Source organism: Acinetobacter sp. YH12039, from assembly GCF_013420015.1.
Taxonomy (GTDB): Bacteria; Pseudomonadota; Gammaproteobacteria; order Pseudomonadales; family Moraxellaceae; genus Acinetobacter; species Acinetobacter amyesii.
Map to the genome: position 1 here is coordinate 29,777 of NZ_VOZA01000011.1, position 16,423 is coordinate 46,199.

The following is a 16,423-nucleotide window of genomic DNA, read 5'->3' on the forward strand; positions in this document are numbered from 1 at the left end:
TAAAAATGGCGACCTAGGGTCGCCATTTTTTTAAGTATTGAGCTGGCTTCGATAGGACAGTGCTTCAGAAACGTGCTGAGCTTGAATGTGTTCACTTTGAGCTAAGTCGGCAATGGTTCTGGCAACACGTAATACGCGATGATAAGCACGCGCAGATAAATTCATTCGTTGCTGTGCTAACTGTAAAATATTCTGCGCAGTAGCATCCAAAACCGCTTGTTGCTCCAATTGCGTCGGCGTGAGCGCCATATTGGATTTTTGCTGACGCTCTATTTGTAACTCATAAGCTTGAATGACACGATGCCTAACTGTACTTGAACTTTCAACCTCTTGCGAACTTTGTAATTCATGCGCTGCCAGTGGCGGGACATCTATATGTAAATCAATACGATCTAATAATGGACCTGAAATACGGTTTTGATAGCGTTTAATACTTTCAGCACTACATTGACAACGGCTGTCTTGGTTAAAGGCATAGCCACATGGGCAAGGATTCATTGCTGCGATCAATTGAAAATTCGCAGGGAAGGTGATTTGACGAGAAGCCCGTGAAATCACAATTTCTTTGGATTCGAGTGGTTGCCGTAATACCTCCAACACCTTTCGATCAAATTCAGGCAGCTCATCTAAAAATAAAACCCCTAAATGTGCCAAGGTGATTTCACCCGGTTTAGGATTTGATCCTCCACCGACGAGGGCAATCGCAGATGCCGTATGGTGTGGCGCACGAAATGGACGTTGCCCAAAATGATGATTTGCACCTGCAATGGAATAAATACTCGCGACTTGCAAATTTTCTTGCATATCTAAGGGCGGAAGAATGCTGGCTAAACGCGAGGCGAGTAGAGTTTTACCTGTGCCTGGAGGGCCACGAAATAGCAGGGAATGACCGCCAGCCGCCGCAATTTCTAAAGCACGACGTGGTCTCAGTTGACCTTTCACATCAGATAAATCAAAAGGGTAACTGTGTTGATTAGCTGACGATGTTGAAGGGTGGCTGCTGATTAAGGCTGAACGACTCAAATGTTCACATACATCCTTAAGATGCTGAGCAGGAAAGACTTGGAACTCCGGCAGTTGCGCCGCTTCATCGGCATTGAGTGCCGGTAGAATCAGATGATGCCCGATATGCTGACAGGCAATGGCTATACTTAAGATGCCACTGACAGGTCGTAAATAACCATCAAGTGCCAATTCTCCAATAAATTCAAAACCATCTGCTGCATTTTCAGGAAGTTGTCCCGACGCGATCAGAATCCCTAAAGCAATGGCGAGATCTAAACGTGAACCATCTTTGGGTAAATCTGCGGGTGCAAGATTGATGGTCAGACGTTTGGTCGGAAACTGAAAGCCGCTATTAATAATCGCAGAGCGGACACGGTCTTTACTTTCACGGACGGCGGCCTCAGGTAGGCCCACAATGGTCAATGAAGGCAGGCCTTGGCTGACATGAACTTCAACTTCAATTTGGGGTGCATTTAAGCCGAGCAAACCCCGAGTATAGATTTTGGCAAAAGACATATTATTGTTCCGTTATGGTGCATTATTTTTAATCGTTATGCGTCTTTTGTTGCACTAAAAAGGTGCTTATTTTTTGTTCTGAATTTTTTGTTCGAGTTCTTCGACGTGTTTCAACAATTCATTTAAACGTAAATTGGCATTATTCAGTGCAGTACGTTGGCGTTCGATTTCTTCTTTAGATACGAGATCCATTTTGCTCACAGCTTCATTGAGTAAGCTGCGAAGATTATGTTCGACGTCTTTTTTCGGCTGATCGATTTGTTCTAATATCGCTTGTAATAAGGTTTCAATCATTGTTTTGACCATCCTCAGTGAATTGGTGGCAGCAGTTTAACATCGCCACATTCATGACCATAGTGCTTTTATTTAAATATGCGTTTAATCGATCAGTAAAATCGTAATTCTTCTAGTAAAAACGTCTATTTTTATAAGCATACGCAAGATTATCCGTATAAAATAGGTTATAAAGAAATCTCATGCTGGGCTGACTATTTTCCCCCGACTGTAGTCATATTGGCATGAAAATTGAACATAAAACCTTACAGGTGAAATAAGCCGAAGGAAAACAAAACATGAAGCTCGTAACTGCAATTGTAAAACCTTTTAAATTAGATGACGTGCGTGAAGCACTCTCTGAAAATGGTGTTCAAGGGATCACTGTCACTGAAGTTAAAGGCTTCGGTCGCCAGAAAGGTCACACTGAACTTTATCGTGGTGCTGAATATGTGGTTGATTTCTTACCAAAAGTAAAAATCGAAATCGCAATCAGTGATGAAATGGTCGATACCGTAATTGAATCAATTACTCGTGTTGCAAGCACAGGAAAAATTGGCGACGGTAAAATTTTTGTAAGCAATCTGGAACAAGTCATCCGTATCCGTACTGGTGAAACAGGTGCAGATGCCGTTTAAAAAATTGGCATGAAGTTTGCTGAGTAGCTAATAACTCAGAAAATCAGGTCGGGGGATACGAATGAAAAAAATGCTAATTGCACTCGGCTTGTCCAGTGCACTTTTAGGTGGTTCTGTTGCGTGGGCTGAAGAAAGCGCAACAGCACCTACAGAAGAAGTCACAGTAGTTGATACTGCAAATACAACAGAAGCTGCAGTTCCAGTTGAAGCAGCGCCAGCACCTGCGGAACCAGCACCTACAGAAGAAGAACCTAAGCTCGATACAGGTGATACAGCATGGATTTTAGTATCCACTGCACTTGTTCTACTTATGACAATTCCCGGTTTAGCATTGTTTTACGGCGGTATGGTCCGTAAGAAAAATGTACTCAGCACCATGGCACACAGTTTTGTTGCTGCGGGTGTCGTGAGTTTAACGTGGGTGATTGTGGGTTATACCTTAGCATTTGGTGAAGGCAATGCCTTTATCGGTAGCTTAGACAAATTTATGTTGTCGGGTATCACTACAGAAGCGTTGACGGGTACGATTCCAGAGATTCTTTTTGTTATTTTCCAAATGACATTTGCCATCATTACCGTTGCCATTATTAGTGGTTCGATTGCAGAACGTATGAAATTCGGTGCTTTTGTTGCTTTTATCGCAATTTGGAGTGTCGTGGTTTATGCACCAATTACTCACTGGGTATGGGGTGGTGGTTGGTTAGGTAACGACGGTGCGCTTGATTTTGCGGGTGGTACAGTAGTTCACATCAACTCAGGTGTTGCGGGTCTCGTTGCAGCGTACATGCTTGGCAAACGTATGGGGCTTGGCCGTGAATCTATGGCACCACATAACCTAACTTTAACCGTCATCGGTGCAAGCCTTGTGTGGGTAGGTTGGTTCGGTTTCAACGGTGGTTCTGCACTGGGTGCAAATGGTTCGGCTGGTTATGCATTGGTGGTAACACAAGTTGCAGCAGCGGCAGCAGCAGTGGCATGGTTAATTACTGAAAAAGTAGTTCGTGGTAAAGCGTCTGTCTTGGGTGGTGCTTCTGGTGCGGTAGCAGGTCTTGTGGTGATTACACCTGCGGCTGGTTTTGTAACAGTTGGCGGCGCTCTAGCGATGGGTCTGATTGGTGGTGTGGTTTGCTTCTGGGGTATTACTGCACTGAAACGTGCGTTGAAAGCGGATGACTCTTTGGATGCGTTTGGTCTACATGGTGTCGGTGGTATCGTGGGTGCGATCCTTACAGCATTCTTTGCCAGCGAATTCATCATGGGTGACAATGCACCGAGTAACTTAATGCATCAATTATGGGTTCAAGTCGAAGGTGTAATAGCGACAATTGCTTACTCAGCTGTGATGACATTCATTATCTTGAAAGTGATTGATCTGGTGATTGGCATCCGTGTTGAAGCTGATGACGAACGTATGGGTCTAGACTTAAGTCAACATGGCGAACGTGTAGAATAATAAGATCACAGTAAATCAATATATTGTGTAAAACAGCCCGAAAGGGCTGTTTTTTTTCCATATCTAGCGTAAAGCTCTACAAATTTCAAAATTTTTGCTACACTCTAAATCCATTCGGATTTGTTCAATTTAACCGCTATGCATTGTCCATTTTGCAACGCTGAAGACAGTAAAGTGATTGACTCACGTCTTGCTGCTGAAGGCTGTCAGATACGCCGCCGCCGTGAATGTATTAGTTGCGGTGAACGTTTTACAACTTTTGAAAGCTATGAAGTGGTGATGCCGCGTGTCATCAAGTCTGATTCAAAGAGCGAACCTTTTGATGAAGCCAAGTTACGCCGCTCGCTCATGCATGCCTTGCAAAAGCGTCCAGTAACGCAAGAGCAAATTGAAACGGTACTCAGTGATATTCAATTGCAAATTCGCCGTTTGGGTGAACGTGATGTGAAATCACGCACCATTGGTGAAATTGTCATGCAGTCATTGTTTGCTTTAGATCATGTGGCTTATGTACGTTTTGCTTCTGTGTACCAAGACTTCCAAGATGTAGAAGCTTTTCGTCGTCAAATTGAACAAATGCAGCAGCGTGAGCACTAATGCACATCTGCTTCCATTTTTATCATGAGTGATTACATGTCTGAGTTAGATCAAGTGACTTTGCAGCAGCATCAACAGTGGATGCGGCGTGCAATTGCATTGGCACAGCAGGGGCAATACAGCACTCGTCCCAATCCCAATGTGGGCTGTGTGATTGTCAAAGACGGTCAATTGGTTGGTGAAGGCTTTCATCCCAAAGCGGGTCAACCACATGCTGAAGTCTTTGCAATGCGTGATGCAGGTGAGGCCGCACGTGGCGCAACCGCTTATGTGACTTTAGAGCCTTGCGCACACTATGGACGTACGCCACCTTGTGCCAAAGGTTTGGTAGAAGCAGGTGTTGCTCAAGTCGTTGTAGCATGTCCCGATCCGAATCCATTGGTTGCGGGTAAAGGTGTACAAATCCTACGTGATGCTGGCATTGAAGTGATCACAGGTATTTGTGAAGCAGAAGCGCATCAATTGAACTTGGGCTTTTTAAAAGCCATGGCGACGGGCATGCCTTATGTCCGGCTCAAAGTCGCATCGAGCCTGGATGGGCGTACTGCCATGGCCTCGGGTGAGTCTAAATGGATTACCGGTGCAATGGCGCGACAAGATGTACAGCATTGGCGTGCGATATCAGGTGCTGTGATTACTGGGATGGAAACAGTATTAGCAGATGATTGCTTACTCAACGTACGTCAACTCGATGATGCTGTTGATATGCGAAGCGTGGTTCAGCCGAAACGTATCGTGCTAGATCGCCAAGGCCGCTTGCCATTAAGCGCAAAAATATTGCAGCAACCTGAAACCGTGATGGTCATGGGGCCATATCGTCAGGAACTTGCTGACTTGGGCGTGGTACAATTTGAAATTCAGCCTTTGGCCGATCTGTTAGCAGCATGCGTTCAACAGTTCCAAATTTATGATGTCCTTGTGGAAGCCGGTGCGACACTTTCGACCGCTTTCTTACAAGAACATTTGATCGATGAAATGATCAGTTATGTTGCACCGACCTTGTTGGGTCAGTCAGCACGTGCGATGTTTAATGCGGAATTTGACCGCATGGCAGAGCAGCTTCGATTTAAGCTGAAAGATGTCACTCAATTGGGTGATGACATTCGCTTAAGGTTAATCCCTTCTCAAGAGACGCTATGAATTCAGAGTCTACGGTTTATCACAAACGTCGTCATGCGGCTCGTACCACAGACGAATATCTTTTCCATCAGTTGGTTCCTTATTTGGGAAACAAACGCCGCCTATTACATCTGATTTTAGAAGCACTTGAGCAAACGGGAACCTTAAAACGCGAAGATGGTCGTGCGCCGATATTTGCAGACTTTTTTGCAGGTTCGGGTGTGGTATCACGGTTGGCTCGTCAAAACGGCTATCGTGTTATTGCCAATGACTGGGAACCCTACAGCCATGCCTTGAACAGCGCGATTCTCTCTTGCGTTGAAGCACCTGCTTTTAAAGAGTTGGGTGGCTATCAGAAAGCGATTGATTATCTGAACCGTTTGCCAGAAGTTAAAGGTTGGGTGACCCATAACTTGTGTCCACGTAATGATGAAATCTACGATCCGGCACGTGACCGTTTATTCTTTAAACGTCGTAATGGTATGCGTATCGATGCGATTCGTCAGCAAATTGCAACTTGGCAGGCTCAAGGCGCGATTGATGATGTGGAAATGAGTGCTTTGTTGGCACCGTTATTGTATTCAGCAAGTTTTGTCAGCAATACCAGCGGTGTATTTAAAAGCTTTCATCATGGTTGGGGTGGTAAAACCCAAGCAGCCTTAGATCGTATCGGTTCATTGTTATGGCTGACCCCAAGTCGTTTTTGTGAAATTGGTGATCCGAAAAAACCCGCCGCGGAAATGTGGTGTGTCGACGCACAGCATTTGGCTAATCAAATGAGTGGCTTTGAAGTAGATGTGGCTTATCTCGATCCACCATATAACCAGCACGCTTACAGCAGTAACTACCATGTGTTGAATGCCTTAACGTTATGGGATCAGGTGGATTTACCAACACCAGACACCAAAGGCTTTAAGAGCGGAATCGATCGTGCATGGCGTAAAGAACGTCCAAGTCCATATAATTCTTCGAAGCATGCGAAAGAAGCTTATGAAAAATTATTAGAAACCATCAATGCACGTTACATCCTGACGAGCTATTCAACCGATGGTAATATCAGCGCCACAGATTTGTTACAAGCCAATTTAAAACGTGGCCGAGTAAGCTTATTGACGCAAGATGTACCACGTTACCGCGTGAGTAAGCAGCGTCAGTCTGAACGTGCACGCGTACTAGAGTTTATTGTCATCACGGATACGCATGCCAAATCAGGTCCACCGATCCGTCAGTTGTTGAGTCAATTGCACCATTTTGCAGAATTGGGTGGTGTCGATACCTCTGGTGTGAGTACGCAACTTGATTTGTGGTAAAAATCATCGCCCCATATTTTTCAGGGATTGAACATGTTTACAGGCATTATTGAAAGTCTAGGTAAAGTTGAAAGCATTCAAAACGTGGGTGGCGATGTCCGCTTACGTATCCAGACAGATTTAGACATGTCGGATGTGCATTTGGGGGATTCTATTGCCACCAATGGCATTTGCTTAACCGTGATTGACTTTGGCAGTAATTGGTATGCAGCCGATGTTTCACGTGAAAGTTTAAATCGGACCACCTTGGAGCACTGGAAAGCAGGGCAGGCGGTGAATGTGGAAAAAGCCATGTTGCCGACTACGCGTTTTGGTGGACATATTGTCAGTGGTCATGTCGATGCCGTGGGTGAAATCACTCAAGTTCGTTCAGATGCGCGTTCTATTTATTTTGAAGTGACCGCACCGAAAGAAATTGCACGCTATTTAGCGGAAAAAGGCTCTGTGACCGTGGATGGTATTAGCCTGACAATTAACCATTTACGTGGCAATGTGCTGAGCTTAAATTTAATTCCGCACACGGCTGAACGAACCAATATCGGTACGTGGAAGGCTGGGGCTAAAGTGAACTTAGAAGTGGATGTTTTAGCACGTTATATTGAGCGTTTATTGCTTGGTGATAAAGCCGCTGAGACCACAGCGCAATCTAAAATTAGCTTAGATTTTCTCGCTGAAAATGGCTTCTTGAAATAAGTTGATACCGAAGAAAACCAAACAGTCTGATTGAAAAATTAGACTGTTTTTTTATTTTTGGTGATAATGCGTCGCGGAATGACATATATGATGAATAATCAGACAGGTGATAATGATTGATTTCTTACTGAATCTGGAACAGTGGTTACCCATGTTATTGGAAAATTATGGTGTGTGGATTTATGCCATTTTATTTCTGGTGATATTTTCAGAAACGGGTTCAGTATTTATGTTCTTCCTGCCGGGAGACAGCCTGTTGCTTGCCATTGGCGCATTATGCTCAACGACGGAAGTGGTGCATTTACACACCATGGGGCTGATGTTATTTGTCGCATCGGTCTTGGGCTACTGCGTCAATTACTATACGGGCAGCGTGTTAGGCATTAAGTACTTTAATAAGCACACACGTTACTTTAAGCCCGAATATATGGTCAAAACCAATAAATATTTTATGAAGCATGGCGGTAAAACGATTTTAGTCGCACGCTTTGTACCTTTTGTACGTTCTTTTGCGCCTTTTGCCGCTGGATCTGCACGCATGAGTCTTGGCACATTTATGTTTTATAATGTGCTAGGTGGTTTTATCTGGATTGGATTATTACTCGGTATCGGTTATTTCCTAGGACATACCGTTTCTGCAGTTGCAGATTTGGTCTAAGCCAAACTTAAACATAAAAAAAGCCCACAGTTGTGGGCTTTTTTTATGGAGTAGATGACAATTTAGTGCTTTGTAACGGTCACCACATCAAGAGTTTGAAAAATCGAGCTTTGGGGCGGTTGCTGAATGCTAAAACCCCCTTTTTCTGATTCTCGGCTGAGATACACCGAAATACTGTGAAAGTCTGAATGACTCAGCCAAAGATCTTTGGCACGAATGTCCCATTGTTCTCCAGCAGATAGAGAGGATATTTTCTGGGTAATCTGGTGAATGATGTCCATATTGAATTCCCATCTGGATGCATGATTATATTTTTAGGATGGCTGAAGCATTGTGTTTTGAGGGACAATGCTTCAGCCATATGAACATCATGTTGCAAATACATGTCAGTTTAATGACAGTGACCAGACTTCGATCGACAGCTTACGATGCTTGGGATGATGTAGATTCTGTCGAAAAATTAGAATTTTCTAAGATATAGTCAATTTCTTCTTGTGCGGCAGCTTTCAATTTTGCACGGAAATCACTGACGGCTATTTCGATTTGCGTTTCTGCCTCAAGTTCCAAACGCACGCGTACACTTTCAAGTTCTGACAACATTTGTCCTTCGCTGACCGATAAGCTTTGACTTAATCCCGCTAAACCCGTTTCAGGGTTTTTATGATAGCGAGCGGCATAGTGTTGTACTTCACGATCAAGATTATGCTGCATCATGGTGAGCGCTTGTGTTTGTGCAGCAAAGCGTAACTCTTCGTCACGTTTCAGTTGTTCTGCATAGGCTTGTTCAGCTTCACGTTTTTCTTCTAAGGCTTTTTCTAAAGCCAATTGTTTACGAATACGAGCATCTTCTATCAACTGTGCTTTTAAATCTGCATAGGCAGACTCAATTTTGTCAAAAGACACTTGCTGTTGCTGTTGGTCATTGACCAGCCAGTGTTGAATGTCTGTACTGGGATTGAGGACATCGCAAACGCGACCAAGGTCATCAATAAAGGTCTGACGAATAGCTTCAGGTACTTTTAACCAGCGCTGTTTAAAGTCTGGACCGACATTCAATGCCATGGTGCATCTCCTTGCAAATAGGGTAAAACCAATATCACGTTAAAGTTTGTGGGTCTGTGGTTGAACGCCCAAACGTCGATATTGTTTATATTTTTCACGCCCGATAATTTTAGCGGGTTCGTTATTTTCAATAATTTCGATAATGTGACTAAAACTTGCGAACTGTTCAAGTGCTTGATCGTTAAAATTAAACACAATCCAGTCGGCTTGCTCAGGCAATTGGGCAGAAATACAGACCGTTGCCTCGGCTTGATCGATACCATGGGGAATGAAACCTGTGTGATCGAAACTCCACAGGCGTTCATCAAGTTGTTGCTGTAAGTCTGGGTCAGCACAATGTAGCCAAATACGTACAGGCTGACGCAGAATCTTACGGCATAAACGACAAGTGCTTTCGACTTGTCGTTCAGGACTTTTTTCAAATAAATAAAAGCTAACTTTAGCCATTCGCTTGAGCACGATTCGCTAAGAATTGCATTAATAATGGCACAGGACGACCTGTTGCGCCTTTATTTGCACCTGAGTTCCATGCAGTACCAGCAATGTCTAAATGCGCCCAACGATATTCACGCGTAAAGCGTTGAAGGAAACATGCAGCTGTTACAGAACCTGCTTTTGGACCACCAATGTTGGCAATATCTGCAAATGGAGAATCAAGTTGTTCTTGATAATCTTCAATTACGGGCATGCGCCATACGCGGTCAAAGCTATGTTGACCTGCAGCAGTCAATTCAGCCGCAAGTTCATCATCCGGAGTGAACATACCAGTAAGGACTGAACCCAATGCCACAACACATGCACCAGTGAGGGTTGCAATATCAATCACCAGTGCAGGGTTAAAGCGTTTTACATAGGTCAAGGTATCGCACAGAACCAAACGACCTTCGGCATCGGTATTTAAAATTTCAACGGTTTGACCGCTCATGGTTGTCACGATGTCACCCGGGCGAGTGGCATGACCAGACGGCATGTTTTCTGCAGCAGCAATTGCGCCGACAACATGAATTGGTAATTTCGCTTCACACAGCGCACGGATGGTACCCAAAACTGATGCAGAACCGCACATGTCGAATTTCATTTCGTCCATGCCAGCACCCGGTTTAAGTGAGATACCACCCGTATCAAAAGTCACGCCTTTACCAACAAGCACCACAGGTGCTTCTTCACGGTTTGAAAGGTATTCGATGGTAATAATACGGCCTGGACGGTCAGAACCTTTGCTCACAGCAAGGAAAGCACCCATACCGAGATCAGCCATTTGCTGTTCATCGAGTACAGTCACTTTGAGTTGATCCGGAAATTCAGCTGCAAGCGCTTGAGCTTGTTCGGCTAAATATTCAGGGAAACAGATATTGCCCGGACGGTTACCTAGGTCACGGGTAAAACTTTGACCTGATTGTACTGCAGAAATTAAGTCAAGCTGTGCAGTGGTTAATGGACTTTCAGCAGCGATTAAATGGATCTGCTCCAAAACAAATTCATTTTTCTTAGACTTGTATTCATCAAATGCATAAGCCGCTTGCGTCAGGCTAAGTGCAAATAAATAATGTTGTTCTTGTGGTAGGGCAGAGATATCGACACTGATCTGTTTGAATTTTTTTTGTGACGCTTTAATAATGGTTTGTGCAATTTTTGCAAATTTATTGACCTGTAATTCAGCAACTTTGCCGAGGCCTAAAAGAGCGCTATTGCGACAAGCGGCAATGTTCGCCACCAAAGGCAGGCTTTCATTGAGTGCTGCTTTAAATTGAGTCGCTTCAATTAAATTATCTAAATCATTGATTTGATATGAAGTAGCTGCATTTGTAACGTACTCAGAATCTACTAATATCAACAAATATTGGCTGGACGCATTCGCTTGGAATGACGTATTAATAGAAAGTTTCATGTGCGGTATTTATGCCTTTTTAAATTTATAAACCATTAAACCATTGAAACATTTATATGAATAGAGTTTCAATGAGCAACAAGGGTATAGGTTTTATATTTTCTACATTCGGGTAAACTAACGCTAGTTTTTATTGGCCCTATTTTTGGAAGAATTAATTTGATTATTCGGCGTTATCTGGTCAAGCAAGTGGTGTCGACATCACTGGTTGTGATTGCCTTATTGACCTTGATCATGATGGGTGGTCGTTTGATCAAGTACTTTGGTGTGGCGGCGCAAGGTCGTTTAGATGCAAGTATTTTATTTAGCATTATTGGCTACCGTTTGCCTGAATTTTTAACCTTAATTCTTCCGCTCGGTTTCTTTATTGGTCTGATGTTGGTCTTTGGTCGTCTGTATGTCGATCATGAAATGGCTGTGCTTAATGGTAGTGGTGTCAGTCGAAATCAATTGTCACGTTTATTGGTGCCGATGACTGTGGTCTTTATGGCTGTTCAAGCATTTTTGATGCTGTGGGCGTCGCCTTGGGGCATCCGTCAGTTTGAAGCATTAACGACTTCGCAAGCGGTACGAACAGGCTTTGACTTGGTTCGACCAAAAGAGTTTATTTCCTCTGGGCCCTATACCATTTATGCAGGGGACTTGTCAGAAGACCGTAAAAACTTAAAAGATATTTTCTTTTATCAGCGTGCAGAAAAAGAGGGTAAGCCTGATGTCATTATTTTGGCAAAAGAAGCGACCCGCGTCGAAGTGCCCAATGATAATGCCAATGTTGTTGATTTAGTTGAAGGTCGCCGTTACGAAATCTATCCGGGACAACCACGCTATTCTCAAGCTGAATTCCAAAACTATCGTTTACGTTTAGAAAATGATAAAGAAGCAAAATTTGAAAGTACCGAAGTAGAAGCTTTGCCAACCTCGAAGTTATGGGATAACCGTCATGATCCTGTGGTTGCCAGTGAACTTGGTTGGCGAATTTTTGTGCCGTTCGCTATTTTGGTGGCGTTATTGCTTGCCACCGCTTTGTCTGAGGTAAGTCCTCGTCAAGGGCGTTACCTAAAACTGTTCCCAGCCTTACTTATTTTTGCCAGTTTAATCGTAGCTTTAATGGCGATCAAAACGCGAATCAGTAAAGATGAAATGGGGATTTGGGCTTATCCACTGGTCTTAGTGATTTACGGTATTGCAGCAGCATTGTTCTCGCGTAAACAAAAATTAGCGCCCAAAATTAAGAAACAAATTCAGCGAGTGAGGTCTTAAAATGTTGGCACGTCGTATAGTTGCAAAACATGTGACCAAAACTACTGCTTTAGCCATGCTTGGTGCGACCGCGGTATTGGCTGGCTTACAAGTGCTTTTTACTTATTTAGGTGAATTGGGCTCGCTGAAAGAAGGCTATAACGCATGGAATGCTTTGCAGTATGTGTTATGGAGTTCACCGAATTATTTATATGAAATTTTACCAATTTCAGCCTTGATTGGAGCGGTACTGGGTTTAGGGACTCTAGCTTCAAACAGTGAATTGATTGTGATGCGTTCGGTCGGCATCAGCCTTTGGCGGATTGTGGGCTGGGTGATTCGTTCGGCACTCATTTTGGTGGTTTTATCCTTTGCATTAAGCGAATGGGTCATTCCCTATACCAATGAACAAGCCAAAAGCGTCAAAAGTCACCGCACTGCGGCTGAACTGGGCGAAGTCAAAGGCTATTGGTCACGTGAAGGCCAGCGCTTTATTTATATTGACTATGCCAATTCACAAGGTCAAATTAAAGATGTTCAGGTTGTTGATTTTGATGAAAAATATCGTTTGCGAGGCACTTTGGATGCGGAGCAAGGGAATTTTGTCAAAAATGGCTCTTGGTCGCTGCAAAATTCAACCCAAGTGGATCTATTAGCGACGGGTGATGCCGTGGCGAAGCAAAATGCTGAACAGCCGCTTTCATTGGCCTTGCAACCTAAATATGTGCATATGGTTACCATTGACCCTGAAGATTTATCACCGAGTCAATTGGTGAGCTTTATGAGCTATATGCATGAATATAGCCAAGTCCCGAAAACTTACCAATTGGCGTTTTGGCAAAAGTTTGGTTCGCCCTTTGCTTTAATTGCCTTGGTGGTAATTGCGTGTTCATTTATTTTTGGACCTTTACGTCAACAGTCGATGGGTTTTCGCTTGGTGATTGCCTTATTTGCTGGACTGGGTTTTTACTACTTACAAGATTTCTTAGGTTATGCAAGTTTGGTGTACGCGCCATCGCCTGCATGGTTCGTCTTTATACCAATTATTTTGATGTTTGTAGCGGGTGGCTACCTGCTGCACCGCGCACGTTAAGTGCATGCAAGATTGAGTAAAACAATGTTGATGACCTAGATAAACCATGGTTGTCACATAGAGTCTTCACCGAAAATTCGGTAAGATAGTATGATTAATTTATAAACGAAAGAGTGTTCATTATGACGGATGCAACTGCTGGCAAAATCCCACACGTATTAGTAATTATGGATGGTGTGGGTCATCGCGAAGCGGTCGAGGACAATGCCTTTTTAGCAGCAAAACGACCAAACTTGACTGCAATGCAGGAAAAGCATCCGCATGGATTGATTTCAGGCTCTGGCGAAGACGTTGGTTTACCTGATGGTCAAATGGGTAACTCTGAAGTGGGCCACATGAACCTTGGTGCAGGACGTGTGCTGTATCAAGACTTTACTCGTATTACCAAAGATATTCGTACCGGTGCCTTCTTTGAACATGATGTATTAGTCGATGCGGTTGAAAAAGCCAAAGCTGCAAACCGTGCTGTACATATTATGGGCTTGTTGTCTGAAGGTGGTGTGCATTCACATGAAGATCACATTGTGGCGATGGCTGAATTGGCATTAAAACGTGGTGCAAAAGTGTATCTTCATGCATTCCTTGATGGTCGTGATACACCGCCAAAAAGCGCACAACCTTCGCTTGAAAAATTAGATGCGCTGTTTGCTCAGTATCCGGGTCAAGGTCGTATTGCAACCATGATTGGTCGCTACTTTGCAATGGATCGTGACAACCGTTGGGATCGTGTTGAGCAAGCCTATCGTCTTTTAACTGAAGGTGAAGCTGTGCGTACAGCAGCGACTGCTGTTGAAGGTCTAGAGCAGGCTTACGCTGCTGAAGAATCAGATGAGTTTGTGAAAGCGACGCGTATTGGTGATTTAGCACCGATTCAAGATGGTGATAGCGTTGTCTTCATGAACTTCCGTGCTGACCGTGCGCGTGAAATTACCAAAGCTTTTGTGGAAAAAGATTTTGCAGGTTTTGAACGTAAAGTGGTTCCTGCTTTATCAAAATTTGTCATGTTGACACGTTACCAAGCAACAATTGATGCACCTGTGGCTTATATGCCAGAAGCGTTGCATAACTCGATTGGTGAATACCTGTCTCATTTGGGTAAAACACAACTGCGTATTGCCGAAACTGAAAAATATGCACACGTGACTTTCTTCTTCAGTGGTGGTCGTGAAGATGAATATCCGGGTGAAAAACGTATTTTGATTCCATCACCAAACGTTGCGACTTATGACTTAAAACCAGAAATGAGTGCTTATGAAGTCACTGATGAGTTGGTTGCCGCAATTAATTCAGGTGAGTACGACTTACTCGTGGTGAACTATGCCAATGGTGATATGGTTGGTCATACTGGTGTATTTGATGCAGCAGTCAAAGCGGTTGAAGCTGTAGACACGTGCTTAGGCCGTGTATATGAAGCTGTGATGGCAAATAAAGGTCACATGCTAGTGACTGCCGATCATGGTAACGTAGAGCAAATGCAGGATTACCAAAGTGGTCAGGTGCATACTCAACATACCACTGAACTTGTGCCATTTATCTATGTTGGTCCGACCCATGCAACAATTGCAGAAGGTGGTGTTTTGGCTGACGTAGCGCCGACAATGTTAACGCTTATGCACATTCCTGTACCAACAGAAATGCAAGGTCGTAACTTGATTACTCTTGAAGCTTAAAATGTAAGGAAGCATGAATGACTAAAGCACACTGGACGTCAGTTGTAAGCCTTACAGCCTTGCTGCTGTGTTCTAGTCATTCGACATGGGGAGCCGACAAAGCAAAGTCGGCTTTCGATGAGTTTGATGGCAGCTATGAACAAAGTTATGCCGAAGTACCTGTCGAATCGATTCAACAATTTGTTCAAATCTACGGCATTGTCAAAGATAATTATGTAGTTGAAAAAAATGACGATGCATTATTCCAACAAGCCATCAAAGGCATGGTCAGTGGTTTAGACCGTTATTCACGATATCTTTCACCTGAAGACTATAAGCAGCTTTTGCAATACACCGAAGGGGATATTGCGAGTGTCGATTTCAATTTGCGCTTTGATGCAGGTTTGCAGCAATGGGTCATCACCAATTTAAAGCCTGATGCCGATTCAGCAAAGCTAGGTCTGAAAAATGGCGCGGCGGTGTTTAAAATTGATGATCAAGAACTCAAAAAACTCAATCAAGATCAAGTGCGACACCTACTCACCGGCAGTATAGGCTCAACGCTGAATCTACAGCTGATAACTGCAAGTCAACCGATCAATTTGGTCAGAAACACTAAAGTTGAAACAGATATAGAATCTAAATTATTAAATAATCAGGTTTTAGTTTTACACGTAAAAGTTTTTCAACAAGATACTGCCAATGAAATTAAGCGTTTAATTGAAAGTCATGGTTCGCGTGTCAAAGCCGTATTGTTTGATTTAAGAAATAATCCTGGGGGGTTACTGTCCGCAGCAGTGGAGTCCGCCGATTTATTTTTGAATCAGGGCATTATTGTGTCGACTCGAAGTCGATCTGAGGGTGACCAACAGTTTCAGGCTTTACCGAGTTTTGAATTTCAAAATATGAAAGTTGGTATTTTAATCAACAATCGTTCTGCTTCTGCCGCAGAGGTCTTTACCGCAGCATTAAAAGAGCATAAACGTGCATGGGTAGCGGGTGAGAAAAGTTATGGTAAAGGTGTGGTTCAAAAACTATTTCCATTGAGTAATGGTGCGGCTTTACAAATGACTGTGTCGCAATATCTGACACCGAATGGCAAAATGATTGAAGGAATTGGGGTGCAGCCAGACTATAACTATCCGCTGCAACATGATGCACGTGAAGATCACTATGTCGATCATGTTGCAGAGTTATTGCTGAATCAAAAATAAACAGCAATACGCTGGA

General features: G+C 43.5%; 17 protein-coding genes. 11 read left to right on the forward strand and 6 right to left on the reverse strand.

The features are described from left to right. Positions 1–30 precede the first annotated feature (30 nt). Together FTT98_RS06835 and FTT98_RS06840 are read right to left on the reverse strand one after the other, a co-directional pair. Entirely contained in the window at positions 31–1,521 is a 1,491-nt protein-coding gene (locus tag FTT98_RS06835) for a YifB family Mg chelatase-like AAA ATPase (RefSeq protein WP_180039915.1), read from the reverse strand. Between the two features lie 66 nt (positions 1,522–1,587). Further along, the gene (locus tag FTT98_RS06840) at positions 1,588–1,815 is read right to left on the reverse strand and encodes an accessory factor UbiK family protein (protein WP_078189551.1); all 228 of its coding nucleotides are present in this window, start codon (positions 1,813–1,815) and stop codon (positions 1,588–1,590) included. Positions 1,816–2,093: 278 nt separating this feature from the next. Here FTT98_RS06840 and glnK point away from each other — a divergent pair, with 278 nt between their 5' ends. The 7 genes from glnK (at position 2,094) to FTT98_RS06875 (ending at position 8,262) form a co-directional block, all read left to right on the forward strand. Beyond that, positions 2,094–2,432 carry a P-II family nitrogen regulator gene (glnK, locus tag FTT98_RS06845; RefSeq protein WP_067763174.1) on the forward strand — a complete coding sequence of 113 codons (339 nt, stop codon included), beginning with the start codon at positions 2,094–2,096 and terminating at the stop codon, positions 2,430–2,432. A gap of 61 nt (positions 2,433–2,493) precedes the next feature. After that, complete coding sequence (locus FTT98_RS06850; RefSeq protein ID WP_180039917.1) at positions 2,494–3,885, forward strand: ammonium transporter; 1,392 nt, start codon at positions 2,494–2,496, stop codon at positions 3,883–3,885. Positions 3,886–4,023: 138 nt separating this feature from the next. After that, positions 4,024–4,482 (forward strand): transcriptional regulator NrdR, encoded by a 459-nt coding sequence (gene nrdR / locus FTT98_RS06855; protein WP_067763170.1) that lies wholly within the window; start codon positions 4,024–4,026, stop codon positions 4,480–4,482. Positions 4,483–4,518: 36 nt separating this feature from the next. Beyond that, positions 4,519–5,622 carry a bifunctional diaminohydroxyphosphoribosylaminopyrimidine deaminase/5-amino-6-(5-phosphoribosylamino)uracil reductase RibD gene (gene ribD, locus FTT98_RS06860; protein WP_180039919.1) on the forward strand — a complete coding sequence of 368 codons (1,104 nt, stop codon included), beginning with the start codon at positions 4,519–4,521 and terminating at the stop codon, positions 5,620–5,622. Beyond that, positions 5,619–6,911, forward strand: a complete 1,293-nt coding sequence (locus FTT98_RS06865; RefSeq protein ID WP_078189462.1) for a DNA adenine methylase — start codon at positions 5,619–5,621, stop codon at positions 6,909–6,911. The genes ribD and FTT98_RS06865 overlap by 4 nt, the downstream gene beginning before the upstream one ends. Positions 6,912–6,944: 33 nt before the next feature. Next, a complete protein-coding gene (locus FTT98_RS06870; protein WP_078192598.1) occupies positions 6,945–7,604 on the forward strand; it encodes a riboflavin synthase in 660 nt (219 codons plus the stop codon). A 112-nt stretch (positions 7,605–7,716) separates the two neighbouring features. Next, complete coding sequence (locus FTT98_RS06875; protein ID WP_078189460.1) at positions 7,717–8,262, forward strand: VTT domain-containing protein; 546 nt, start codon at positions 7,717–7,719, stop codon at positions 8,260–8,262. Positions 8,263–8,324: 62 nt separating this feature from the next. On the opposite strand, the gene FTT98_RS06880 is transcribed toward FTT98_RS06875, so the two are convergent. The 4 genes from FTT98_RS06880 to FTT98_RS06895 all read right to left on the reverse strand — a co-directional run bounded on the left by FTT98_RS06880 (position 8,325) and on the right by FTT98_RS06895 (position 11,212). Further along, positions 8,325–8,543: a hypothetical protein gene (locus tag FTT98_RS06880; protein WP_180039921.1), complete on the reverse strand. Its 219-nt coding sequence runs from the start codon at positions 8,541–8,543 to the stop codon at positions 8,325–8,327. A 142-nt stretch (positions 8,544–8,685) separates the two neighbouring features. After that, on the reverse strand, positions 8,686–9,324 hold the full coding sequence (locus FTT98_RS06885) for a hypothetical protein (RefSeq protein WP_180039923.1): 639 nt from the start codon (positions 9,322–9,324) through the stop codon (positions 8,686–8,688). A gap of 39 nt (positions 9,325–9,363) precedes the next feature. Beyond that, on the reverse strand, positions 9,364–9,771 hold the full coding sequence (locus FTT98_RS06890) for a DNA polymerase III subunit chi (RefSeq protein ID WP_078189457.1): 408 nt from the start codon (positions 9,769–9,771) through the stop codon (positions 9,364–9,366). Continuing rightward, positions 9,764–11,212: a leucyl aminopeptidase gene (locus FTT98_RS06895; RefSeq protein WP_180039925.1), complete on the reverse strand. Its 1,449-nt coding sequence runs from the start codon at positions 11,210–11,212 to the stop codon at positions 9,764–9,766. Before FTT98_RS06895 ends, FTT98_RS06890 begins: the two co-directional genes overlap by 8 nt. Before the next feature lie 159 nt (positions 11,213–11,371). On the opposite strand from FTT98_RS06895, the gene lptF reads away from it, so the two are divergent. The 4 genes from lptF to FTT98_RS06915 all read left to right on the forward strand — a co-directional run bounded on the left by lptF (position 11,372) and on the right by FTT98_RS06915 (position 16,407). Then, positions 11,372–12,472 carry an LPS export ABC transporter permease LptF gene (gene lptF / locus FTT98_RS06900; RefSeq protein ID WP_180039927.1) on the forward strand — a complete coding sequence of 367 codons (1,101 nt, stop codon included), beginning with the start codon at positions 11,372–11,374 and terminating at the stop codon, positions 12,470–12,472. A gap of 1 nt (position 12,473) precedes the next feature. Then, on the forward strand, positions 12,474–13,544 hold the full coding sequence (gene lptG, locus FTT98_RS06905) for an LPS export ABC transporter permease LptG (protein ID WP_180039929.1): 1,071 nt from the start codon (positions 12,474–12,476) through the stop codon (positions 13,542–13,544). A 122-nt stretch (positions 13,545–13,666) separates the two neighbouring features. Further along, entirely contained in the window at positions 13,667–15,214 is a 1,548-nt protein-coding gene (gpmI, locus tag FTT98_RS06910; RefSeq protein ID WP_180039931.1) for a 2,3-bisphosphoglycerate-independent phosphoglycerate mutase, read from the forward strand. Between the two features lie 17 nt (positions 15,215–15,231). Then, positions 15,232–16,407, forward strand: a complete 1,176-nt coding sequence (locus FTT98_RS06915) for a S41 family peptidase (RefSeq protein WP_180039933.1) — start codon at positions 15,232–15,234, stop codon at positions 16,405–16,407. Positions 16,408–16,423: the final 16 nt, after the last annotated feature.